We start from the raw sequence: 23,765 nt of genomic DNA on the forward strand, positions 1-23,765 counted from the left end.
ATTTTAATTTTTATTAAACCGATTCATTGTTTGTGTAATTCCAATAGTACCAAAGGATAGTATCATATCTGTGGCTTTTTCAATGTGGGTTTCCAATTCGGCGAACTCATGCTGGCTGAAATTGCTTAATACATAGTCCACCTGTTTGCCTTGTGGATAATTGTTACCTATGCCGAATTTCAATCTGGCAAAATCACTTCCACCCGTAGCTTGTTCAATATTTTTCAAACCATTGTGTCCTGCACTGGAGCCCTTGGCCCGCATTCTCAGTTTGGCGAAAGGCAGTGAGACGTCATCTGTCACCACCAACACGTTCTCTTTTGGGATTTTCAGTTCTTTCATCCAATAATTCACAGCCTTCCCACTTAAATTCATATAGGTGGTAGGCTTAATCAGATGGAAATTTCTGGCTTTATGTTTTACGGCAGTTTTCCAGGCCAACCTTTCCAGTTCAAACGCGGCGTCAAATTTTCCTGCCAGGAAATCCAATATCAAAAATCCGATATTATGTCTGGTTAATTCATATTCAGGACCGATGTTTCCCAATCCGGCGATTAAATATTTCATACCGAGGAGTTATTAAACACAATTTATCAATAATAAAAAAATCCTGCCTGGAAGAGCAGGATTTTACCTAATATAATACAGTGGTTTTTTACGCTTCGCCAGCGCCTCCCTCTTCAGTTGCTTCGCCACCTTCTTCTGCTCCTTCTGCGAGCTCATCTCCGTCGGTTTTTCCTCGCAATGCCCTCGGAACCTCAACCACCGCGATGGATAACTGAGGTGCATCGAGAATTTTGAAATCTTTTTCTTCGATTTCCGCAACTTTGACCGCTTTGTTGAAGTCCAATTTGGAAATATCTACCTCTATAAAGTCCGGCATATCTTTAGGCAGTGCCTGTACCCGGATATTTCTTCTTTTATGCATCAAAGTGCCACCTTTGTCTACACCCGGGGCTTTTCCAACCAGGTGTACGGGAATATCCATTTTAACGGGTTTTCCTTCGTGTAATTGAAGAAAATCGGCATGCAGGATAATCTCGCTAACCGGGTGGAATTGAATATCCTGGAGGATGCATCTGTAAATTTCCCCTTCGATATTTAAATCTACCATGTGGGCATCCGGTGTGTAAACGAGCTCCCTGAACAAAATCATGGGAGCGTAAAAGTGTACTTGCTCCTCACCGCCATACAATACACATGGAACATTCCCATCTTCTCTAACGTGTTTTGATTCTTTTTTGCCGAGATTTGCTCTTTTATACCCTATAATCTCTACAGTTTTCATAATTTATTTATTTTACTATTTAATTTTCTATATAAACAATGCGCTGATGGAATCATGATCATGTATGTTGCGGATTGCCTTGGCAAACAATTCAGCGACCGTCAGCACTTTAAGTTTTTCGGAAGTTTTCTTTAAAGGAATGGTATCCGTAACGACAAGTTCTTCCAGCACAGAATTATTGATATTATCATAAGCCTGTCCGGATAAAATAGGATGCGTGATGACGGCCCTTACCGAGGTAGCTCCTTTTTCCATCAGAATTTTAGCCGCCCGGCATATGGTGCCTGCGGTATCTACAATATCGTCAACCAACACTACATTGGCGCCTTCTACATCACCGATGACCTGCATGGAAGCAATCTCATTGGCCCTTTTTCTATGCTTGTCACATACGACCATTTCCACGGCAAACCGTTTTGCATAGCTTCGAGCCCGGCCCACACCACCGACATCAGGGGCGGCAAATACGAGATTGTCCAGGTTAAGCGATTTCAGATATGGAACAAAAATCGCCGATCCGTCCAGGTGATCTACCGGAAAATCGAAGAAGCCCTGAATTTGCCCGGCATGCAGGTCGCAGGTCATCAACCTGTCAGCACCCGCTGCTGACAATAAATTGGCATTGAGCTTGGCGGCAATCGATACGCGTGGTTTATCTTTCCGGTCCTGCCTGGCGTAGCCGAAATAAGGCACTACCACTGTTACATATTCTGCACTGGCTCTTTTGGCAGCGTCGATCATCAATAATAACTCCATGATGTTTTCTGCCGGCGGGCACGTGGACTGGATCAGGAATACGTCGCAACCGCGAACCGACTCATTGTAGCTGGGTGATATCTCCCCATCACTGAACTTTTGAATCGTTAGCTTCCCCAATGCTTTCCCGTAAAAACCCGCAATTTTTTCTGCCAGGTAGAGTGAACGCGTACCTGAAAAGAGTTTGACAGATGACATATGTAGGTGTTAGATTAATCGTATAATTGTAGCGCCTTTAAAATAAATTAATCCCGATAAAAACCGGGATTAATATAGTTGACCCACTAGGGCTCGAACCTAGACTCTTCTGGACCAAAACCAGACGTGTTGCCAGTTACACCATGGGTCAATTTTCCCATTCTCAAATTGGAGGTACAAAAGTAGAATTTTTTTAGAAATATAAATATATAACATCCATATATATTTAAAAAATAATGTCGGGCTAAGAATGACCGGAGTCAGAGCGCATGATCCGGTTCATTTTTTAATTGGGTATATTGTTTTACCCAGTTTTTGGCATCGATAAAGGCTTTGACCCAGGGGCTGATCCGGTCCTTTTTTCGGTCGTCAGGGTAATATGCCCAGTTCCAGGGGAAAATGGATCTTTCCAGATGTGGCATAATGGCCAAATGTCTTCCGTCACGTGAATGAAGGCCCGCAATAGCAAAATCAGACCCGTTAGGGTTGCCGGGATAGGCATCATAACTGTATTTTGCAGAAACGTGGTAATCACTTTCGGTGCCGGGTAAAATGAATCTTCCTTCGCCATGAGCCACCCAAATCCCCAAGCGTGTGCCTGCCAGGTTCTGAAGCATCACCGAGTTGTTTTCAGGGATGTCGACGTTGAGAAATGAGCATTCGAACTTGCCGGACGTATTATGGTGCATGGTCGGGTGATTTTCCATGCCCGGATACAATAAACCCAGCGCCATCATTAACTGACAGCCATTACAAACACCAAGGCTCAGGGTGTCTTTCCTGGCGTAAAAGTCATCTATTGCCTGTTTGGCTTTTTCGTTAAAAAGAAAGGCCCCTGCCCAACCTTTGGCTGAGCCCAGTACATCTGAATTAGAGAAGCCACCGACAAAAGCGATGAAATTCACATCACGCAAATTCTCCCTTCCGGAAATCAAATCCGTCATGTGGATGTCTTTCACATCAAAGCCGGCCAGGTGCATGGCATAAGCCATTTCCCGATCTCCGTTAACCCCTTTTTCACGGATTATGGCGCCCTTAATACCGGTTTTTCCCTTTTTGTCGGGATTAAGGGCCAAGGCGCCGTAACTTCCTTCAAAGGCAGGCGGGAAAGCAAAATTTAATGGTTGCGAAGTGTAATGGTCATACCTCGACCGGGCGAAACCCTCATTGGTTTGTTCCTTATCCAACAAAAAGGAAGTTTTGAACCAAAGATCCCGCAGGTTATTGATATCGAATTCCATCCGGGCACCGGATTTTTCCAGGAAAAGCTTTCTTTCCTCTACCGGATGGCCCAGTACATGGAAGTTTAGCCCTGCGACCTTTAACTTTTCCGTTACCTGCTCCCCTGATTCTACCTGAATTACTATACCTGGCTTTTCGCTGAACAGTATTTTTATCATATCATGCTCCCCAAAACTATCCAGATTCACGCTTACCCCTCCATTTTGATTGGCAAAATTCATCTCAAGCAAAGTGGTCATCAATCCTCCGGCAGAAATGTCATGTCCCGCCAGAATATAGCCGTCACTGATCAGTTCCTGGATGGTATCAAAGGCCCGGGCAAAATATCCCGGATCGATAATTGTTGGGGCAGCTTTGCCAATTTGATTCAGAATTTGTGAAAAACTGCTTCCCCCCAGTTTAAACGCATCCAGGGAAAAGTCAACATACATCAAAGTAGTGTTTTCTATGGATTTCAGCACCGGCTCCACAATTTTTGACAAGTCAGTAACCGGTGCGCAGGCGGAGATAATGACAGTTCCAGGGGCGTAAACCACTTTTTCGCCGTTGTACTTTTGGGTCATGGAAAGTGAGTCCTTGCCCGTGGGTATATTTATCCCCAGGTCACAGGCAAACTTACCGGTTGCTGCCACGGCCTCATACAACCTGGCATCTTCGCCCTCGTTTTTAGCTGGCCACATCCAGTTGGCACTTAGCGAGATACCTTTAATTCCACCCTCTATAGGTGCCCATAGCAGATTGGTGAGTGCTTCCGCGATCGACAGTTTAGAGCCTGCGGCGGGGTCAATCAGGGCGCTTACGGGCGCGTGACCGATGGAAGTTGCTATACCACGCTCTCCGCGGTAATCGATAGCCATGACCGCTACATTGTTTAGTGGTAGTTGCAGTGCCCCGGCGGTTTGTTGTTTGGCGACTTTTCCCGACACACACCGGTCTGCTTTGTTGGTAAGCCAGTCTTTGCAGGCCACACTCTCAAGTTGCATTACCTGCTCAGTGTAATAATGGGTTTCGGCGACATGATAACTCATGTCTTCAAATGAGGCCGGTAGTTGGTTGTCTGTCAGAATAGTTTTCGGCGGCTTGCCAAACATGTGTTCCAGTTGCCAATCAATAGGATGGGTTTCAGCGCGGCTGTCAGCAAATGTCAGGTGGCCATCATCTGATACCTCCCCCACTACATAAAATGGGGCCCTTTCCCGCTTTGCAATTTTTTGCAACAGATCCAGATCTTTCTCTTTTATGATCAAGCCCATTCTTTCCTGGGATTCGTTGCCGATGATTTCTTTGTCCGACAAGGTAGGGTCTCCTACTGGCAATTTTTGTATGTCGATGACACCACCGGTTTCTTCCACCAATTCAGACAAGCAGTTGAGATGTCCCCCGGCACCATGGTCATGTATAGAAACAATAGGGTTTTCAGCCATCTCGGTCAGAGCCCTTATGGCGTTTGCCACCCGTTTTTGCATTTCGGGATTGGAGCGCTGAACGGCATTTAGCTCAATGCGGTTATCAAACTCCCCGGTGGCTACCGATGAAACAGCCCCGCCGCCCATACCGATCCGATAGTTATCACCACCAAAAATGACTATTTTATCACCTTTTTCAGGTCTTTCCTTCAGACTGTCCGCCAGTTTACCAAATCCTATTCCGCCAGCCAGCATAATCACTTTATCGTACCCATACTGTTTATTGTTTTCGACATGTTCAAAAGTGAGCAGACTGCCGCAGATCAGTGGTTGCCCGAATTTGTTGCCAAAATCACTGGCGCCATTTGAAGCTTTGATAAGAATTTCAACGGGTGTCTGGTACAGCCAGGGTCTTGGGGTGATCTTTTTTTCCCAGTCCCTGCCCCCTTCCAGGCGCGGGTAAGATGTCATGTAGACGGCAGTTCCTGCCAGAGGTACACTGCCCTTGCCCCCGGCTAACCTATCCCTGATTTCACCGCCTGAACCTGTGGCGGCACCATTGAATGGCTCAACAGTGGTTGGGAAGTTGTGCGTTTCCGCTTTTAAGGAGATCACAGATTTGAAATCGGTAGTCTCAAAATAATCGGCCCGGTACTGCGATGCCGGAGCAAACTGCTCTGCCACAGGACCTTCCATAAAAGCAACATTGTCTTTGTAGGCTGAAACCAGCCGGTTACGGTTTTGTTCGGAAGTCTTTTTGATCAGTTGAAAAAGTGAATTTTCCTTTTCGTCACCATCAATGACAAAAGTGCCATTAAAGATTTTATGACGGCAATGCTCGGAGTTTACCTGCGAAAATCCGAATACTTCGCTGTCTGTCAATTTCCTGCCCAGTTTTTCGCTTACCTCTTCCAGGTAGCTGACTTCATCGTTATTGAGTGCCAGGCCTTCCTGCCGGTTGTAGGCGTCTATATCGTCAATGAAGCGGATGGGTTCGGGCTTTTTGTCAATGGCAAATATATGTTGATCCAAATACGGGTAATAGGCCTGCAACATAGGATCATGTTTGCTTTCGCCCTGTACAACCGGATAAAATTCTTCAATCCTTTCAATACCGGTAATCCCCATGTTCTGTGTGATCTCAACGGCGTTGGTACTCCATGGGGTGATCATTTCCTTGCGCGGACCAGTAAAACCTCCGGTCAAAGAGTCGGGTTTTATAGGGGTGGCATTACCGAACAACCACATGAGCTTTTTGATACTTTCCGGGGGTAATATTTCCTTACACCCCACCGCGTAGATATTGGCGGAAGCATTTTTAAAGAAAAGGATCATAGGTTAAAATTTTCAGGAGTTAAAAAGCCTTTAATTTACAGTGGCAAATTTATGGAAAAGTATAAGAAAGTTTAATTTTTTTGAAGGTGCAAGGCAAATTCATCCAGCAGTTGATTGTGGCCGGTTTCCAGTACAATGAGCTTGTAATCCTTTAGTTTTTCCAGAAGGATTTGCATGTTCTCCAGGGTTATAATTTTATCGAATTTGCCTAAAACCATTTTCAACGGGATACCATGATCGTTGATGAGCATAGCAATGGTTTCCATATCAAAACTTAAATGTCTGAAAACCACCCAGCTATTATAAACCCGCCGTCTTTTTGCCTCTGAATTCATTTTATTCCTGGCAAATTTAATCAATCCCTTTTCCAGAATTTTTAAGTGTAATAGCAAATCCATGAGACCAAAAAGCGGCTTTGGATAGTGTACCATTATCTTGAAAACCCCTCTTAAAAACAGGGGATAAGTGGCCAAACTATACCAGGGATTCGTTTTGATGCCATCAGGCGCAATGAAACAAACCTCTTCTATTCTAGGGGCCATACCCTCCAGAATTGCTAACAAAAATTTACCCCCCATGCTGTAGCCTGCCAGTGAAAACCTTTCTATGCCCCGATGGGTTAAAAAGTTTTTAACTATTTCTATCCACGAAGTTTTCTGCAGGGGCTTACTTCCGAAAGGCCAGATGCTTTTACCATGAAAAAAGAGGTCAAAGCTATAGAGTGTGTATTTCGTACCGATGGATTGCCCGATTTTTTCAAAGGCATCGCTATTTTGACCATATCCGTGGAAGGCCAGTAAAACTTTGTTACCTGTTCCAAACTTTTGAAAGTATAGTACCGTTTGATGGTAAGTAAGATGTGAATAAGTTTTCCCAGACATGAATTGTCAAAGATAGTGCGGGGTGAAAGCCATATCCAAATTTATCACAGCAAAACAATTAAGGTGAGGAAGATTTTTACTGCTTTTTTTATTTCGTTTTTAGCTGCCAACATCTTTGCCCAAAATCAACGTGAACAGTCGGTTATTATGATGAGAAAAATTCAGGAGCCGATAAAAGTCGATGGATTAACAGATGAGCCCGCATGGCAACAAGTTGAAGCGGTTAGTGGTTTTTATCAAAACTTTCCTACCGATTCATTACCGGCTATTGCCAAAACCGAGGTTAAAATGATGTTTGACGACGATTTTCTTTATATTTCGGCCGTTTGTTATAACGAAGGGCGCGATTATATAGTTGCTTCCCTGAAAAGGGACTACGAGTTTTCGACAACGGAAAGTTTTAACCTCTACGTTGACACCTACAACGACCTGACCAACGGGTTTACATTCGGTATCTCCCCGTTAGGTGTTCAAAGGGAAGGCCTTTTTTCAGAAAGGGAGCAAGTGGCCACCGATTGGGACAATAAATGGTATTCCGGAGTTACAAATTACCCTGACAAATGGATCGTGGAGATGGCCATACCCTTCAAAACCCTGAGATATAACAAAGACAATCGCCAGTGGAATATCAACTTTTTACGGTATAGCCTGAAGCACAACGAACGCTCCACCTGGGTGCGTGTACCCCAGCAATTCCGGCCCAACAACATACTTTATTCCGGAAAGATGATCTGGGAAGATCTTCCTCCCAAACCCGGTGCCAATGTCTCGGTTATTCCATACCTTTCGGGGGCGACTGCCAGGGATTTTGAGGAGGGTGAGCCGACCGATTATACTTTTGAAGCAGGATTCGATGCCAAAATCGGGGTAACGCCGGCATTGAATCTTGACCTTACCTTCAACCCTGACTTTTCACAGGTGGAAGTCGACGAACAGGTCACAAACCTCGACCGGTTTGAAATATTTTTTCCCGAGCGCAGGCAGTTTTTTCTTGAAAACTCCGATTTGTTTGCACTAGCCGGTTTTCCGGGTGCGCGTCCTTTTTTTTCAAGGAGGATTGGCATAGCGAAGGATACCAGTGGAAATAACGTACAGACCCCCATTTTGTATGGGGCAAGATTGAGTGGGAAACTGGATCGAAACTGGCGGATCGGATTAATGAACATGCAAACGCAAAAAGATGATGACCTGGATATTATCGGACAAAACTATACAGTCGCTACGGTGCAAAGAACGGTGTTTGCCGGGTCCAATTTAAGTGCCATATTGGTAAACAGGCAGTCCGTGAATTATAAGAAGAAAGATGAGGCTTCGGAGACTTCGAGGTACAACCGGGTCTGGGGGTTTGAATACAATTTTGCCACAGGAAACAACAAATGGGAGGGGGAAGCTTTTTATCACCGGTCGGAAAACCCCGGCCGGGATACGGAAAATTTTGCCCATGGTGCATTCTTGGGGTACAATACCAGAAACCTCGGTGTATTTTGGATTCATAATTTGGTGGGAGAAAACTATAACGCTGAAGTTGGATTTGTGCCCCGCACAGGTTTTGCCAGAGGAGAATTAAGTATCAGCCCGGTATTTTACCCGACCAACGGCGTCATCAATACCATCGAAACAGAAATCGGGGCGGAATATACTACGGATACTGATTTTAATGTGCTGGACCAGGAGTTTTATGCCAGCGTAGAGATAAGTTATGCCAACACCAGTGAGTTTAACGCAGGGGTGGAGAGAAATACGGTTACCCTGCAAGACCCCTTTGACCCTACCAATTCAGATGGCCTGGAGCTTCCGGCCGGAAGTGAATATACCTGGGACAGATTTGGTATCGGATATGCTTCGGATCAGCGCAAATTATTCAATTATAGTCTTTTTACGGCTTATGGGGGCTTTTACAACGGAAATTTGCTGGAAGTAGAGGCAGAATTGAATTACAGGTATCAGCCCTATGGAAATCTGGCTTTGGCGGTAACCTACAATAATATTGCTTTACCTAAGCCCTTTGAAGACACCGACTTTTTTCTCATCGGTCCAAGAATAGACCTCACCTTCACCGACCAACTCTTTTTAACCACTTTTATTCAATTCAATGAACAAAACGATAACCTAAACATCAATACCAGATTTCAATGGCGATTCAAACCCGTCTCGGATCTTTTTATCGTTTACACTGACAATTACTTGCCCCAAAACCTCGAGGTTAAAAACCGGGCATTAGTTTTGAAACTATCTTATTGGTTAAATATTTAGTAATTTGTATGTTGCGTATTTACAAGCTGTAACAATTAAGCCTTTCGCAACCATGGAAAACAACCTTAAAACTATTAAAAACATTCTGATTTTTATTGCCAGTATTTTAATTGCCTTCCTGTTGGATGAACTGTCACACCTGCTGATGCCGCTTGCCCTGGCCTTATTTTTCGCCATATTGTTGCAACCGATATTAGCCTGGTTTGAAAGAAAAAGCTGGCCTTTCGGTCTCAGTCTGGTTGTGATTTCCCTCACCTCCATCTCTACAGTTGCCCTGATAGGACTCATGATTTATGAAACCGGTGTCAGCCTGGTAAAGCAGCAAGAAAAGCTGCTAGGCCAGATCAATGTAAAGCTTCAGGGGATTATGGAATGGGTGCACCGGATCAGTGGATTGGAAATAAATTCAGGAGATATTATCTCAAGTCTCGGCCAAATGATGTCCACTGACTGGATCATCGAATCTTCCGGCACCCTGGCAGAGTTTTTGGGTGATTTTACGGGGATTTTCGTCATGACCTCGCTTTATCTGGTATTATTACTGGGTGGAATACTTAAATATGAACAGTACATCCAATACCTTGAAAAAGGTGATGTAGAAGGAGGAAAAAATATTCTGCAAGGGTTTGAACAGGTCAAAAACTCCATTGTCACCTATATAAAGGTCAAGTTTTTCATGAGTTTGTGCACCGGTACCGGATTTGGCCTGGTTTGCTGGATGTTTGGCATTGATTTCGCCCTGTTTTGGGGGTTTTTGGCGTTTGTATTAAATTTTATTCCTACTGTTGGATCGATAGTGGCCACCATTCCCCCCATTCTTTTGGGGTTGATACAACTGAGCATCATTCCTGCTTTATTGTTTTTGGCTTTGTGCCTGATTGCTATTCAGTTTTTCTTTGGCAATTTTATTGAGCCGAAGCTGCTGGGGGCAAGCTTGTCTTTAAATGCTGTGGTGGTCATATTGGGATTGGTCTTCTGGGGTTATTTGTGGGGAGTGACCGGAATGATATTGTCGGTGCCAATGCTGGTGTTGCTCAAAGTTGTTTTGGCGCAGATCCCGGATGCAGTGCTTATTGTGAGGTTGATGGGGAATTCGCGTGACATGGTGGGGTAATGGAATGTTGAAATGATGGGCTTTATTATTACTTAACAGTTTGTCACATAAATTGAATCGGAATGGCTACCCTGGTTTGATCCCATAGCATTAATAGATTTGTTGTCCTTTCCCTTTGTTCAAATTCTATGGTAAAAGGTTCGTAATGTACGCTGGTAGCAGTCACTGGAACATCAAATTTTAAGATATTACGGCGGCTGTCATATTCGTAAGCACCCCATTGTCCCAATACTGTGTTGATAATAATCGTCCATTTGTCACGATAGGGAATCGTAAACAGGGTGTAGGTGCCGGCAGGCAGCTTCCTGCCGGCCATTATTATATCTTGGGTTACAGTTATCTCAGTGGCTTCATTGGCGCCGGTTCTCCAGACTTTTCCATAAGGGATCATGCCCCCAAACACTGTCCTTCCCCTTTTGTGTGGACGGCAGTAGGTGATTTTGATATAGGTATTTTCATGTTTAAGCGTAGTGATCGAAGTGGGACTGGGCTGCGGCGGCAAAGCACTTTGTCCTTTGGTATCGGACATCCAGGCCAGTAAAAAAATAAATACTTTGACTTGAATGATTTTTTTCATTTATTCAACGATATGTTTGCCTCAAAATAGCTTAAATTTAAAAATTATTTAATCCAAATTCGAGAATTTATTCTCATCACTTTTTAATTTTTATAATGAACAGGCCTGAGTTTGATGACATTTATATGGAACTGGCAGTAAATCTGGCAAAGCGGTCACGTTGTATAAAGCGCCATGTAGGAGCGGTATTGGCCAAGGATACACGAATAATTTCTATCGGTTATAACGGCCCTCCGGCCGGAACGCACAATTGTGACCAGGAATGGCCCGATGTGGGCTGTCCAAGGGATTCCAAAGGCGGATGCTCCCTGGCGATTCACGCAGAGCAAAATGCATTACTGTACGCAGTCAAAAACAAGACCACTGTGGAAGGTGCCACCATGTATGTAACCTTGGCGCCATGTCTGGCCTGTTCGAGAATTATCTACACCATGGGTGTCAAAAAGGTGATTTACCTGAAGTCTTATGCCGAATACAAAGGTATTGCCAGTGACGAGGGTGTCGACTTCCTGCTTAAATTTGGGGTGGAGGTTGAAAAGTATCATGGTAATCTTGAGAATATGACGCATATGATTTAAAGGTGGGGTGCAAGACGTTTTCGGTGCAAATGTTTTGTGTTATGGTGTCTTTTGAGTACTTCTTTTACCACTAAGGCACAAAGACACCAAGAGACATCAACGCTATGCTCGAGATTTGGTATGGGTAGGTTCGGGAATCAGACAATATTGACTTCAGGTTCTATTTCGATACCAAATTTGCGGGCTACGGATTCTTTGATTTCCATGGCGAGGTTTTTGATAGCGCCACCTGTCCCCTGACCGTAGTTGACCAGGACCAGAGCCTGGTTTTTATGGACACCAATGGGCCCGAAAGTCCTGCCCTTCCACCCGCATTGTTCGATAAGCCAGGCAGCAGGGATTTTAAAATTTTTCCCAGGCAATTCATACCCCGGGATTTTGGGGAAATGTACCCTTAGCCCCTCAAAATCTATATAATCTACTGTCGGGTTTTTGAAAAAACTACCTGCGTTACCTATCTCATCCGGATCGGGGAGCTTGCTTTGCCGGATTTTAATCACCGCGTCACTGATGGCTTTGATGCTGGGGTGCCGTACACCCATATCATTTAACGTTTCGCCAATAGCGCCATAAGAGGTATTGAACTCTGGCTTTTTAGACAGCCTTAAAGTAACTCTGGTGATAATAAACTGCCCTTTGGCTTTTTTCTTGAATATGCTTTCCCTATATCCAAACTGGCAATCTTCCTTGGAAAATGTTTTGCTGATCCCGTCTTCGATTTGAATGGCTTCCAAAGATTCGAATACCTCTTTTATCTCCACCCCGTAGGCACCGATATTTTGCATCGGGGCAGCGCCCACAGTGCCGGGAATAAGAGACAGGTTTTCAACGCCACCCCATTGGTTTTGAATGCAGTATAAAACAAATTCATGCCAGTTTTCACCTGCCCCCACTCTTACCCAAATGTGATTGTCATCTTCTTTCAGTGTTTCGATGCCTCTGATATCATTTTTCATCACAAGTCCATCGAAATCAGAAGTAAACAACAAATTACTACCCCCGCCGAGGATGAGTCTTTTCTCCTCCTTACAGGCTTCATGCATTAAAAGACTTCTAAGATCACTTTCACTTTCAAAAGCACAAAACAATTTGGCGTTAACATCGATACCAAAGGTATTGTAAGGCTGCAGTGAGATACTTTTTTCTATTTTCATATGCAGGATGAAAAGCAAAATATTTGCAATAATATCAATATCCCTGCATATTATTGCGTTTTGAAATAATTAAATCATAATGGTAAAAACAGTTCCTATTTAAACAAATCCTCACCTACTTTAAATCCGGAAGACTGAACCGCCAGCTCTTTCAGGGTATTTCCCATCTTCAGCTTAACAAGTTGCTGTTCTCCGGGACGGATGTCATCGATGGTCCGGTACAACACCGGGCTTATTCCTTTTATCATTGCTACCCCCATTGCCTATTTGCTCATGAAAAAATGGGTGGGTTTTTTCACCTGTAAAATGAACCTCGGGGCGGGCAATTTTTTGCTTGGGGGAGGCATCACAAAACTGAGAGTGAGAGTGAGTTTGAGTTTGAGTGTGGGTTTGGGGGTGGTTTAATGATAGATATCGGCAATATCAATTTTATCCAGATATGGCTTTAATTTTGACAGGGTGCTGAAGGTTTTAATTGATCCGACTTTTCTCTGGTTGCCGTTATACCAAACTTCAGCGTAAAAATTGCCTGTGTAATACAGGTTAATGCGGTAGCCGTTATGGTCAAAGCGGTTGGAAATAAAGGTTCCTTCCTGCCACAGCACGACACATTGCTGAAATTTTGAGAGTTTGTTAAAGGCGCCTATTGTTATCATAAAGTTAATATCCCGTGAAATATATTATAATATACGATTTATTTAAATATAAGATGGTCAAATTGGGATCGGATTCCCATTTTGATACAAAATACTTGAAATTTTATGCACAAATGAGGCATTTTAAGGACAACTGTGTCTGGAAATGGTAGTTGGCATACCATTTGGATTAGGGAGAAAGAAGTTTGATCTAACAAATTATGCGAGGGCTAAATACCAATAAAATCAAGAATTTAAATGATATTGTAGATATTGTATTAGGTGATAAGTTTATTGTTGCCCATAAAAAGACTGGCATCATTGAAGTATATGACAAGGACTTTAACCTGCTAAGTACTAATCACTTCACTAATGTTGAAAAAGTAAATGCCAATAGCGGGGTACTGTTGATAAGAAAGAATGGTACGGTAGATTTTTACGACAAATGGCTTAACTACCAATTTTCAAAAAAAAACAGTTAGACCGGCGCTGGCAATACCAGACTGTCCTTTCATATAAAGCCTTATATATCTACATCCGGTTTATGGAGCGCTTATTCCAATAGCATTTTGCTCATTTGTAGTTTTATTTCTTTAAATTAGATAAGATAAACTTCCATAACCCTATGAAAAACTATTTTCTTATAGCCCTTATTACAATCACGGCGTATGATGCCGACCAACCTGTCTTATCACAAAATACAATTTATGATAAGATAGATAAACTAAGTGTACAGATTGAACCGAAGGTGATTACGTGGAGGCATCATTTTCATCAGTATCCGGAGTTATCCAACCGTGAGTTTAAAACCGCTGCAAAAGTAGCGGATCATTTAAGTGCGTTAGGTTTTGAAGTTAAGACCGGAATAGCCCATACTGGTGTTGCAGGTATACTAAGGGGTGGAAAGCCCGGACCGGTAATGGCGCTCAGGGCGGATATGGATGCATTGCCGGTGACTGAAAGGGTTAACATTGGTTTCGCCTCCAAAGAGAAGACACAATTCAATGGCCGGGAGGTTGGCGTAATGCATGCCTGCGGGCATGACACACATATTGCCATTCTGATGGGCGTGGCAGAGATATTGTCGCAATTAAAGTCGTCATTGAAAGGTACGGTGGTGTTTATTTTTCAACCGGCTGAAGAGGGGGCGCCGGAAGGTGAGGAAGGAGGTGCTGACCTTATGATCAAAGAAGGGGTACTGGACAATCCCGAGGTGGAAGTAATTTTTGGCTTGCATATTAATTCGAAAACCGAGGTGGGTAAGTTAAATTATCGATCACATGGGATTATGGCGGCAGCCAATTCGTTTAAAATCAAAGTGAAAGGAATACAGACCCATGGCTCGACCCCCTGGACGGGTGTTGACCCGGTTGTAACCTCAGCCCAGATCATTAACGGGCTGCAGACCATCGTAAGCCGGCAAATGGAGCTCACCAAAGCCCCTGCGGTCATATCGGTGGGAAGTATTCATGGTGGCGTTAGAAGTAATATCATTCCGGAAGAAGTGGAAATGATCGGTACCATCAGAACACTGGATAATGAAATGCGCAAAATTATCCATGAGAAAATAGTGCATACTGCTACTAAGATAGCCGAAAGCCAGGGGGCAGTGGCTGAGGTCAGTATACGAAAAGGCTATCCTATTACCTACAACGACCCGGAATTGACCGCAGCTATGGAGGGTACCTTAAAACGTGTGGCCGGCCATGACAATGTGAATTATATGGATCCGATCACCGGGGCAGAGGATTTTTCTTTTTTTCAGGAAAAAATCCCAGGTCTTTACTTTTTCATAGGAGGGATGCCGGAGGGTCAAGATCCTGCCACTGCCGCACCGCACCACACCCCGGATTTTTATGTAGATGATGCGGGCATGTTACTGGGTATGCGGGCGTTTTGCAACCTGGTGGTCGATTATGGTAACCAATGGAAAAAGTAAGCATGTTATACATAGCCTTACTCAAAGTCCTGCAAGGACGGCTCGCAGTTTTTCTGGCATCAATTTCCGGCCCCTGGCGCAAGCGTCCGTGGCTGTTGCACAACGTTTTCGACAAAATTCTTTGTGCCTCTTTGTGTCTTTGTGCCTCACCATTTTTTACCACGGAGGCCCAAGACACAAAGGTTTGGGTTTATTACCATTTTATTAAGGCGGAGGCCCAGGTAAACCCGCTGCCAAAGGCGGCCAGGCACACAAGTTGCCCGGTATTAATCTTTCCCTCCGCCCACGCTTCGCTTAAAGCGATAGGAATAGAAGCGGCAGTAGTATTGCCGTATCTCATAATATTGTTGTAGACTTTTTCGTCAGGAAGATTGAGAGAGGCCTGTAAAAACTTGCTGATTCTAAGATTGGCCTGATGAGGAATCAGCAGGTCAATATCTTCGACATGCACCTGATTACTTTTTAAAGCTTCCTCGATAACTTCTGCAAACTTGCCAACGGCGTGCTTAAACACCGCATTACCGTTCATATGAACCTTAAATGTAGAAGTATCGAGAATCTGCTCAGGCTGCCTTTCAGCTTGTGGACGGCTACTTCCCGGATCCTTTATGTAGAGTTCTTCCGCAAACCTTCCATCAGCATGAAGGTGTGTTGATAATACACCCCTGCCATTTTCCTGTGAGGCTTGTACAATTGCCGCACCGGCCCCATCCCCAAAAATAACGGCCGTGCTTCTTCCCCGGGTAGACAGGTCCAACACGGTTGATTGTATTTCAGCACCGACCACCAGAATGGTTTTATACATGCCTGTTTTAATAAACTGGTCCGCCACCGAAAGGCCATAGATGAATCCCGAACAGGCATTTCGAATATCCAGGGCCCCAATCCTTTCCAGGTTCAATTCCCTTTGCAGTAATACGCCCGAACCGGGAAAGTAGTAATCGGGTGTAATGGTGGCAAAGATGATGAATTCTATATCTTCAATTTTTAAATCTGCCCTTTCAGCCGCCATGCGGGTGGCCTTGGCTGCCATATTGGCTACAGTATCTTTTTCCGGGTTCATGAAACGCCGCTGATGAATGCCTGTTCTCTCTACGATCCATTCATCAGTGGTATCCATTAGTTTGGAGAGGTCGTGGTTAGTAACAATGTTTTCCGGAACATGGTGCCCCAACCCAATAATCCTTGAACTTATCATATATTCTCATGTTGATGGCCAAAATTAAATAAATGATCACAAAATATTAAGTGTAATTATTGGGAATACCAAAAAACTTAGTTGGTCCACCTTCTTTTACGAGGCTGTTTTCTCTTAGATCGTTTGGGTTTCGACCTGTCCCGTTTCTTTAAAATTTTGGCAAAAATATCATCAATGAAGGATTTTCGGTCCCGGTAATCATCACAATTCATCAGCCGGCTGACTTCTCCACCGGCATGTCGAAAACCTGCTTTGGCATAATGACTTAGTGCTTTATCCTTATTTACCTGTTGCATAAACAAGGCCCAGATCGGTAAGGCCATAGAGGCCCCCTGGCCATAAGTGATGCTCCGGAAATGAATATTAGGATCGTCCGAACCTACCCACGCACCGGCCACCAGATCCGGTGTAAAGCCAATAAACCAGCCATCGGCGTGGGACTGGGTAGTACCTGTTTTGCCGGCAATGTCATTTTTCAGCCCGTATTTAGTCCTTAACCGGGAGGCTGTTCCATTATTCACCACATTTCTCATCATCGCTGTCATCATGTCGGCGGTTTGGGTGCTCATCACCCTTTTTTCTTCTTCTGTATTTTGAAAGCTTTCAAGCACTTTTCCATCCCTGCCGGTGATGCCCAGAAGAAAGTTGGGTTTCCTTACCTTACCACGGTTGGCAAAGGTAGCAAAAGCACCTACCATCTCATGCAATGAGATATTGGCAGTTCCTAAGGCAATAGAGGGGACAGGCGGTATTTCACTTTCAATACCCATTTCTGAGGCTAAGGTTACCGTTTTATCTATAGTAGCCCTTTTCAATACTTTGACCGAAACGGTATTTACCGAATGAGTTAAGGCGCCTTTGACAGAATAGGATCCTTCATATTTGTCGTTGGCATTGCCGGGTGACCAGTCCTCGAAGTTTTTATAAATAATCCTTCGGGCGGGTACAAAATCGCAAGGTTCCACACCGTTTTCCAGGGCGGTAGCGTAAACGATCGGTTTGAAGGTTGAGCCCACCTGTCTTTTGGTGTTGACGTTGACATGGTCGAATTTAAAGTATTTGTGATTGATGCCACCCACCCAGGCCAATATATGTCCCGACCTGGGCTCCATCACCATGAATCCCGCGTGGAGGAAATACAGGTAATGTTTAATGGAATCCAGAGGGCTCATTTCTTTTTCTACCTCACCCTCCCAGGTGAAAATTTTCATTCTTATGGGCGCTGAAAATTTTTTATTAATATCTTCCTCGGGAAGACCTTCTTCCCGCCATTTTTTATACCTGGCACTTTTATATTTGGCATTCATCAGTATTTGACTGTGGGTCGTCCAGGGTTCGCTCTTGCCCCAATGCCTGTAGAAAGTATTCTGTAGCTCTGCCATGTGTGTTTGCACCGCTTTTTCGGCGTAACGTTGCATACCGGCATGAAGGGTAGTATATATTTTAAGACCGTCGGTGTATAGATTATAGTGCGTACCATCAGCTTTTTGATTTTGCCGGCACCATTCGTTTAACTCCCGCCGGATATGTTCCCTGAAATAGGTAGCCAGCCCTTCATTATGATTGTGTTGTTTGTACCTTAAAACCAGTGGCAGGGATTTTATCGAGTCCGATTCATCTTTTGCCAGAAACCGGTATTTGGCCATTTGACTGATGACGAGGTTCCGCCTTGAGATCGAATTATTGGGGTTTAGCCTTGGGTTATAAGTATTGGTAGCTTTTAATAACCCTACCAAAACGGCAGCTTCCTGAATTTTCAGTTGTTTTGGCCTCACACTAAAAAACCGCTCTGAAGCAGTCCTGATACCAAAAGCATTTTCTCCAAACGAAACCGTATTAAAATACAAAGTCAGGATATCTTCCTTGCTATAGATTTTTTCCAGCTTTTGGGCAATGATGATTTCTTTTAACTTGTTAATGGGTGTGGAAAGGTAGCGGTTTCTTTGCCTGGGAAAAATGTTTTTTGCCAATTGCTGGGTGATGGTACTGCCACCCCCGGATGACTCGTCCCGAAGTATTATACTCTTGAATAGAACCCTGAAAAGGCTTCGTTTATCCACCCCTGAATGTTCATAAAACCTGACATCTTCAGTGGCAAGCAAAGCCTGGATAAGCTCCTCCGGAAGTTGATCAAAGGTTACATCCGTACGCTCCTGAAGATAGTATTTTCCTAATAATACACTATCGGATGAATAGACCTCCGAGGCTACGGGATTTTTTATGTTTTCAAGTTCCTGCGCGGTTGGAATCGGCCCGAAAAGCCCAAAATAAATGCTCCAGTAAAATGCAGCTATGGTAGCGATACCGGCTACAAACAGGATGAGCGTTAACTTTAACAGGGATTTGTACCATGCGTTGTTTTGCCAGGCCTTACGCGTTTTATCGGCCACGGACTTTAACAATTCAAAAACATTGGCAAATGGGTTGTTCACAATATAGGGTCGAGATTAAATCAAATACACAACGATTCAGGCCTGTAGTTATTTTGCAAATTTATTGGAATTATGACTTAAAAAAAAGAGGCTGTCTCAAAAGTGAGATGGCCTTTTTTAACACCGAATATCCTTTTGTCGGATACAGGTTGAATAGGTATTTATCTCAAGATATGAGTAAAACACCCCTTGTTTTCTATCTATTCTCAGTGAGATTTTAACCAAGCAAAATAATATTTGGCAAAAAAATCAGAGGCTACCCTTTTGAGACAGCCTCTTGATTAACTTTTTGTGCTTAGTGCTGCCGTCTGTTTCTTGAGCCGGAACTTGTTCCTGAACCTGCCCTGGAACTTCGACTACCGGATCCGGATGATTTTACGGCAGAGGAACGTCCTCTTGGCTCAGCCTTTACCTGGCTTCTGCTGTTCGTGTTGTAGCTGCGGGTTCTGCTTTGCGAACTTCTTTGATAGCTCCTGCTATTACCTGATCGGCTGTTGCGGTTATCCGCGCTTTTCACAGTTCTTGCAGACTGACTTAGCTGTTGCCGCGATGTTCCGGTGGTGGTTTCCTTACGACTTCGGTAGGAATTGCCACGCTGCCCCTGTACGCTGGCGTTGCTCCTGCCTGACCGCTGAACTCTGGCGTTACCACTGCTTTGCCGCTGAACACTGGTGTTGGTGCTCGGTCGCTGAACCCTGGCGTTATTACTACTCTGAATTTGCACCCTGGACCTGCTACTGCTTTGCCGCTGAACACTGGTGTTGGTGCTCGGTCGCTGAACCCTTGTGACCCGGCTGTTGTTTCCCCTGTAACTACTGCTACTCCGACTTCTGGTAACCCTGCCATCTCTCCTGTACGTTCTGTTACTACTGTAGGAATCCCTGCCCGATCGATGGTCACGGTAGTATCTGCGACTCACCGGCCTTTCTCTGTAATATTGTTTATGATAGTGCAAGTGATTGTAATTGTAAACATAGGTAAAGTTGTAGTAAGGCCTGTGATAGTGATAGTGGGGCCTGACCCTGAAACTCACCAACGCGGGATAGTAGAAATTGTGATAATAATAACTATGATAGCCGCAATCATAACACGTATGATTAATCAGCGGATAATCGTCATGATATATCCTGTCCAGCACGTGGCCTCGGCGGTTGAGATACAATTCTACGAAGAAAGGGCCGTCTTTCAGAATTAATCTGAATCTCAGACGCCCGTGAAACCTGATCCTTTCCGTATGTACCCATACATAACCAGGATAGTCATAGTTGACCACATCCACCACAGGCAAAGGCAGATTCCAACTTAAATGTATTCCTCCGGCAGTTATAAAGGTTTGAGCCTGACTGTTCGAAATCGATATGCCGGCCAATATGGTAAATATTATCAGTATCTTTTTCATAACCTGGAATTTTAAATTCTTTCCCAGTTAAGCCCAAGTATTGTGCCAACTCATAAATGTTCTCAATAACTACTTGATAGTCAATTAAATGAATTCTATAAAAAAAGGCCTGTTTAGTTGCCAGGGCTTTTACAATCCAGGCTTCCTTTATCAGAAATCACCGGTTTAAAGACAAACAAATTTGATCGGAATGGCTTATATTATAGATTAATCGGTATTAATTATTTATGCAATGCTTTATTTTTGATTGTAAGCTCATTAACCAATAAAAGCGGCGTAGTTTTGAAATGGATTGAATGCATCAAAAGCAAAGGCTGGTTGGCCGTGATTACATTATTATTGGCCACGACGGCTGTCTTTTCGCAGCAATATCAGCTCAGCACTTACAATCTCGATGAAGGATTATCAAGTGGCCTGATCAAAGCCATAATCACCGATGATATCGGCTTTGTATGGAGTGCTACAGACAGAGGAGTGATCCGATTCAATGGTAAGGATGCTGTGTTGTTCAAAGACCAGATCCCAACCGGATTTGCCAAGGCATTTTGGAAAAAGGAGGATGGACAACTGCTGGTATTGCATGATTTTGGGCTGGTATCCATACGCAGTAATCCGGATACTGTATATTTCAATAAAATTATCGGCGGGCTTTCCACTGACACTGACTCCACCTTGTACTATCCCAAGTCTGTATTTGAAGATAGCCAGGGAGGTCTATGGATTGGTGAAAACCAGGCTATCAGTAAAGTTCAAAATGGAAAACTTAAAAAGTATCGCTTTGGTACTGAAGATTTTGCCGATAGCTTTTTCAAGGCTTTTTCCATCATCGAAGATCATTTGGGCACAATCTGGGCCATGTCATTCAACGGAAATTTATACCGTTATGATTCCATTCGGGACCGGTTTATACAGTTGCCGTTAAAAGAGAATATCATTAATGTGGGCAGTATTGATAACAGGGGGGAAAACACTTTTTGGATAGGAGCAGAAAACGGTTTGTTTGAGATCAAAATCAAGGATGAGAAAACCATTGGGCATTGCAGAAGGATCAATGGAATAGATAAAATATCATGCACCCTGTTGCTCAATGATAAGGAATTTTACATCGGTACCGCAGGTAAAGGGCTATGGCGGGCCGACATATCAGAAAAAAATCCTACGTTTACGGCGCTGGATATCCTTCCTTTTAATGATATCACCGGTTTACATTATGATAAGAATGGTATCTGGATCTCCAGTACTGAAAACATTGCTCTGCTTCACCCGGTGTTTTTTGAGCGGGTAAACCATTCCAGTACAGACCATATCTCCTCATTGAAACTCAATGGAGACAGTACGATTTACGCAACGGCTGATAACTATATTTTTCAGTTGGAGAAAAGGAATAACCAGTGGTATCAAAAGGAGATTCTGGAAAATTTCGATATTTATCCCATGGCTGTATCACGAGGCCGGGACTTTTTGTGGGTGGGGGATTTTTCGGGTGAGGTATTTAAGTATCAAATCGATAGCCAGGAGCTTGACCGGATTCCGGAAATTTCCCCGGGTAGTCAGCTTTCACAAATGTATGAAGATAAAAGTGGAAATACATGGATTGTGGGGCATGAAACGTTGGGGTTGATTAAGATGGATACCGCCGGCAAACTTAAGTTTTTCAATGAAGGTGGCCTGCCACAGGCCAAGGTGATGAGGGAGACCCATAATGGCATTTTGTTTTGTGCCGGGGGGAATGCCCGGAGTTATCTATTTCTCTACAATGAAGCCCATGATTCATTCAAAGATATAAGTGCGGAAATCGGTTTCCCTGTCCACGAAGATTTTACCATTGAAGATATGGCCTTTGGTCAGAACAACGAGCTTTTTTTGGCAAGTACCAGTGGATTGTTAGCATACAGCTTGAAACCAGGTACAGGTGGCATTGATGGAAAAAGGGTTAAAAGGATTGACCTCAAAAAAGTGCCAATCGATGAACCCATCAAAGCCTTGGCCTATGCCAAAGAGGTCTTGTGGGTGGCTACCTCCAATGGCCTTGTACGGTATCAAAACAATGCAAGCCTTTTCTATGACAAAACCAGGGGGCTTCCCAGTAAAAATCTGTCTACAAGGGGATTGCTGGTCGATTATGATAATACCCTTTGGATTGCCACTGCCAGAGGCCTTGCTTTCCTGCCTAACAGGAATCCTGCCAATGTAGTTACCCCCAAACCAATATTTGAATATGTAAAAATAAACGGGAAAAAACAGCACCTTTCCAATGAAGGCATTCAAAGTTTTGCACATAATGTTTTTCTGGAAGCACGATTTGTTTCCTTGTCGTACCCGGCAGACCGGATAAAATATCAAACCAGGATGTTACCCGACGATTCGACCTGGTCTTCCCCCACCACTTCCAATGCGTTGTTTATTCCAAAATTCACTTCAGGAAACCATATTTTGGAAGTGCGTGCTCAACAATATGGTGGTTTGTTGTGGAGTGAGGTTCAACGCTACGGCTTTAACATCGAACGCCCCTGGTTTAAAGAATGGTGGGCCTATTTGCTGTATATTGTGTCTTTTGTTGTTATTCTGGTGGGTACAGTAAGATTTTACAACTGGCACCTGATGAAAAAAAACGAGCGGCTGGAGAGAATTATCAAGAACAGAACTATAGAAATAAAAAGGCAGAAAAATAAAATAATCACTCAAAAAAATGAGATAATTCGCCAAAATGAAAAATACCTGATGCTGAAAGAAAAGCAGCTCAATGACAAAATTGAATATAAAAACAAGCAACTGACCACCCACACGTTAAACATTATTCAAAAAAACGAAACTTTAAAGGAGTTGAGTAAAGGCATCACCCGGATAATCAGAAGTTCCGGAAGGCATTCTTCTTCTGAATTGAGGCAACTGCTGGGACTAATTAATTACAGTTTCAGAAAAGATAAAGACTGGGATGAATTTAAGTTATATTTTGAAGAGGTACATACTGGTTTCTTTGAAAATCTGATCAAGTATCAACCTGATCTCACCTCCCTGGAGCTGAGGCATTGTGCGCTGTTGCGGCTGAATATGTCGATCAGCGAGAGTGCATCACTGCTTGGCATCTCTCCGGAAAGTGTTAAAACCGCCCGTTTCAGACTCAGAAAAAAGCTGAACCTGGAGTCACAGCAGGATTTGACCGATCATGTAATGGCCATGTGATTTAGTCATATTTGCCCTCGTCATTCCCATTCCGGCTTCAAAAGTAATTATTTGTATATTTCTGAAAATCAAATAGTTGAATTATTTTGTTAACTATTTGTAAACCGTATATAATTGCATCGGCCAAATCTATTTTAAAACTTCACATTCCTTTTATTGCAAAATTTTCAAAATCGAATCATAAATCGGGTGTTTAT

Annotated in this window: 18 protein-coding genes and 1 tRNA gene; 6 read left to right on the plus strand and 13 right to left on the minus strand. The window is 43.6% G+C overall.

Annotation, left to right across the window (positions count from 1 at the left end):
* Window positions 1-3: 3 nt before the first annotated feature.
* From pth to AC04NP_RS26570, 6 genes are all read right to left on the minus strand, one after another.
* Window positions 4-567 (minus strand): aminoacyl-tRNA hydrolase, encoded by a 564-nt coding sequence (pth, locus tag AC04NP_RS26545; RefSeq protein WP_482863106.1) that lies wholly within the window; start codon window positions 565-567, stop codon window positions 4-6.
* Window positions 568-655: 88 nt separating this feature from the next.
* Window positions 656-1,288 (minus strand): 50S ribosomal protein L25/general stress protein Ctc, encoded by a 633-nt coding sequence (locus AC04NP_RS26550; RefSeq protein WP_482863107.1) that lies wholly within the window; start codon window positions 1,286-1,288, stop codon window positions 656-658.
* A gap of 27 nt (window positions 1,289-1,315) precedes the next feature.
* On the minus strand, window positions 1,316-2,242 hold the full coding sequence (locus tag AC04NP_RS26555) for a ribose-phosphate pyrophosphokinase (RefSeq protein WP_482863108.1): 927 nt from the start codon (window positions 2,240-2,242) through the stop codon (window positions 1,316-1,318).
* A 78-nt stretch (window positions 2,243-2,320) separates the two neighbouring features.
* Window positions 2,321-2,393, minus strand: a tRNA-Gln gene (locus AC04NP_RS26560).
* Window positions 2,394-2,502: 109 nt separating this feature from the next.
* The gene (gene purL / locus AC04NP_RS26565) at window positions 2,503-6,225 is read right to left on the minus strand and encodes a phosphoribosylformylglycinamidine synthase (RefSeq protein WP_482863109.1); all 3,723 of its coding nucleotides are present in this window, start codon (window positions 6,223-6,225) and stop codon (window positions 2,503-2,505) included.
* A 71-nt stretch (window positions 6,226-6,296) separates the two neighbouring features.
* The gene (locus tag AC04NP_RS26570) at window positions 6,297-7,106 is read right to left on the minus strand and encodes an alpha/beta fold hydrolase (RefSeq protein ID WP_482863110.1); all 810 of its coding nucleotides are present in this window, start codon (window positions 7,104-7,106) and stop codon (window positions 6,297-6,299) included.
* Window positions 7,107-7,169: 63 nt separating this feature from the next.
* Between AC04NP_RS26570 and AC04NP_RS26575 the strand changes: the two genes are divergently transcribed.
* Window positions 7,170-9,359: a DUF5916 domain-containing protein gene (locus AC04NP_RS26575; RefSeq protein ID WP_482863111.1), complete on the plus strand. Its 2,190-nt coding sequence runs from the start codon at window positions 7,170-7,172 to the stop codon at window positions 9,357-9,359.
* Between the two features lie 52 nt (window positions 9,360-9,411).
* Window positions 9,412-10,473 (plus strand): AI-2E family transporter, encoded by a 1,062-nt coding sequence (locus tag AC04NP_RS26580; RefSeq protein ID WP_482863112.1) that lies wholly within the window; start codon window positions 9,412-9,414, stop codon window positions 10,471-10,473.
* Window positions 10,474-10,516: 43 nt separating this feature from the next.
* On the opposite strand, the gene AC04NP_RS26585 is transcribed toward AC04NP_RS26580, so the two are convergent.
* The gene (locus AC04NP_RS26585) at window positions 10,517-11,050 is read right to left on the minus strand and encodes a DUF2911 domain-containing protein (protein ID WP_482863113.1); all 534 of its coding nucleotides are present in this window, start codon (window positions 11,048-11,050) and stop codon (window positions 10,517-10,519) included.
* 95 nt (window positions 11,051-11,145) lie between these two features.
* Here AC04NP_RS26585 and AC04NP_RS26590 point away from each other — a divergent pair, with 95 nt between their 5' ends.
* Complete coding sequence (locus tag AC04NP_RS26590) at window positions 11,146-11,628, plus strand: deoxycytidylate deaminase (protein WP_482863114.1); 483 nt, start codon at window positions 11,146-11,148, stop codon at window positions 11,626-11,628.
* Between the two features lie 137 nt (window positions 11,629-11,765).
* Here the strand turns inward: AC04NP_RS26590 and murB are convergent, their stop codons facing one another.
* From murB to AC04NP_RS26605, 3 genes are all read right to left on the minus strand, one after another.
* Window positions 11,766-12,782 (minus strand): UDP-N-acetylmuramate dehydrogenase, encoded by a 1,017-nt coding sequence (gene murB / locus AC04NP_RS26595; protein WP_482863115.1) that lies wholly within the window; start codon window positions 12,780-12,782, stop codon window positions 11,766-11,768.
* A 95-nt stretch (window positions 12,783-12,877) separates the two neighbouring features.
* Window positions 12,878-13,030, minus strand: coding sequence for a hypothetical protein (locus tag AC04NP_RS26600; protein ID WP_482863116.1), 153 nt, complete (start codon window positions 13,028-13,030; stop codon window positions 12,878-12,880).
* Window positions 13,031-13,183: 153 nt separating this feature from the next.
* Window positions 13,184-13,438 (minus strand): hypothetical protein, encoded by a 255-nt coding sequence (locus AC04NP_RS26605; protein WP_482863117.1) that lies wholly within the window; start codon window positions 13,436-13,438, stop codon window positions 13,184-13,186.
* Window positions 13,439-13,638: 200 nt separating this feature from the next.
* On the opposite strand from AC04NP_RS26605, the gene AC04NP_RS26610 reads away from it, so the two are divergent.
* Together AC04NP_RS26610 and AC04NP_RS26615 are read left to right on the plus strand one after the other, a co-directional pair.
* Entirely contained in the window at window positions 13,639-13,899 is a 261-nt protein-coding gene (locus AC04NP_RS26610; RefSeq protein WP_482863118.1) for a hypothetical protein, read from the plus strand.
* A 143-nt stretch (window positions 13,900-14,042) separates the two neighbouring features.
* Window positions 14,043-15,356: an amidohydrolase gene (locus AC04NP_RS26615; protein WP_482863119.1), complete on the plus strand. Its 1,314-nt coding sequence runs from the start codon at window positions 14,043-14,045 to the stop codon at window positions 15,354-15,356.
* A 193-nt stretch (window positions 15,357-15,549) separates the two neighbouring features.
* Here the strand turns inward: AC04NP_RS26615 and AC04NP_RS26620 are convergent, their stop codons facing one another.
* The 3 genes from AC04NP_RS26620 to AC04NP_RS26630 form a co-directional block, all read right to left on the minus strand.
* Complete coding sequence (locus AC04NP_RS26620; protein WP_482863120.1) at window positions 15,550-16,554, minus strand: 3-oxoacyl-ACP synthase III family protein; 1,005 nt, start codon at window positions 16,552-16,554, stop codon at window positions 15,550-15,552.
* 77 nt (window positions 16,555-16,631) lie between these two features.
* Window positions 16,632-18,986: a penicillin-binding protein 1A gene (locus tag AC04NP_RS26625; RefSeq protein WP_482863121.1), complete on the minus strand. Its 2,355-nt coding sequence runs from the start codon at window positions 18,984-18,986 to the stop codon at window positions 16,632-16,634.
* A 295-nt stretch (window positions 18,987-19,281) separates the two neighbouring features.
* Window positions 19,282-20,385, minus strand: a complete 1,104-nt coding sequence (locus AC04NP_RS26630; RefSeq protein WP_482863122.1) for a hypothetical protein — start codon at window positions 20,383-20,385, stop codon at window positions 19,282-19,284.
* A gap of 282 nt (window positions 20,386-20,667) precedes the next feature.
* On the opposite strand from AC04NP_RS26630, the gene AC04NP_RS26635 reads away from it, so the two are divergent.
* Entirely contained in the window at window positions 20,668-23,568 is a 2,901-nt protein-coding gene (locus AC04NP_RS26635; RefSeq protein ID WP_482863123.1) for a ligand-binding sensor domain-containing protein, read from the plus strand.
* Window positions 23,569-23,765 lie beyond the last annotated feature (197 nt).

Source organism: Agaribacillus sp. DX54, assembly GCF_056858335.1.

Excerpts from the sequence above, each read along its gene's own strand:
- AC04NP_RS26570 (WP_482863110.1), bottom strand. The coding sequence starts at position 7,106 with ATGTCTGGGAAAACTTATTCACATCTTACTTACCATCAAACGGTACTA.
- AC04NP_RS26615 (WP_482863119.1), top strand. The coding sequence starts at position 14,043 with ATGAAAAACTATTTTCTTATAGCCCTTATTACAATCACGGCGTATGAT.
- pth (WP_482863106.1), bottom strand. The coding sequence starts at position 567 with ATGAAATATTTAATCGCCGGATTGGGAAACATCGGTCCTGAATATGAA.
- AC04NP_RS26550 (WP_482863107.1), bottom strand. The coding sequence starts at position 1,288 with ATGAAAACTGTAGAGATTATAGGGTATAAAAGAGCAAATCTCGGCAAA.
- AC04NP_RS26605 (WP_482863117.1), bottom strand. The coding sequence starts at position 13,438 with ATGATAACAATAGGCGCCTTTAACAAACTCTCAAAATTTCAGCAATGT.
- AC04NP_RS26600 (WP_482863116.1), bottom strand. The coding sequence starts at position 13,030 with ATGATAAAAGGAATAAGCCCGGTGTTGTACCGGACCATCGATGACATC.
- AC04NP_RS26580 (WP_482863112.1), top strand. The coding sequence starts at position 9,412 with ATGGAAAACAACCTTAAAACTATTAAAAACATTCTGATTTTTATTGCC.
- AC04NP_RS26585 (WP_482863113.1), bottom strand. The coding sequence starts at position 11,050 with ATGAAAAAAATCATTCAAGTCAAAGTATTTATTTTTTTACTGGCCTGG.
- AC04NP_RS26610 (WP_482863118.1), top strand. The coding sequence starts at position 13,639 with ATGCGAGGGCTAAATACCAATAAAATCAAGAATTTAAATGATATTGTA.
- murB (WP_482863115.1), bottom strand. The coding sequence starts at position 12,782 with ATGAAAATAGAAAAAAGTATCTCACTGCAGCCTTACAATACCTTTGGT.
- AC04NP_RS26555 (WP_482863108.1), bottom strand. The coding sequence starts at position 2,242 with ATGTCATCTGTCAAACTCTTTTCAGGTACGCGTTCACTCTACCTGGCA.
- AC04NP_RS26620 (WP_482863120.1), bottom strand. The coding sequence starts at position 16,554 with ATGATAAGTTCAAGGATTATTGGGTTGGGGCACCATGTTCCGGAAAAC.
- AC04NP_RS26590 (WP_482863114.1), top strand. The coding sequence starts at position 11,146 with ATGAACAGGCCTGAGTTTGATGACATTTATATGGAACTGGCAGTAAAT.
- AC04NP_RS26630 (WP_482863122.1), bottom strand. The coding sequence starts at position 20,385 with ATGAAAAAGATACTGATAATATTTACCATATTGGCCGGCATATCGATT.
- purL (WP_482863109.1), bottom strand. The coding sequence starts at position 6,225 with ATGATCCTTTTCTTTAAAAATGCTTCCGCCAATATCTACGCGGTGGGG.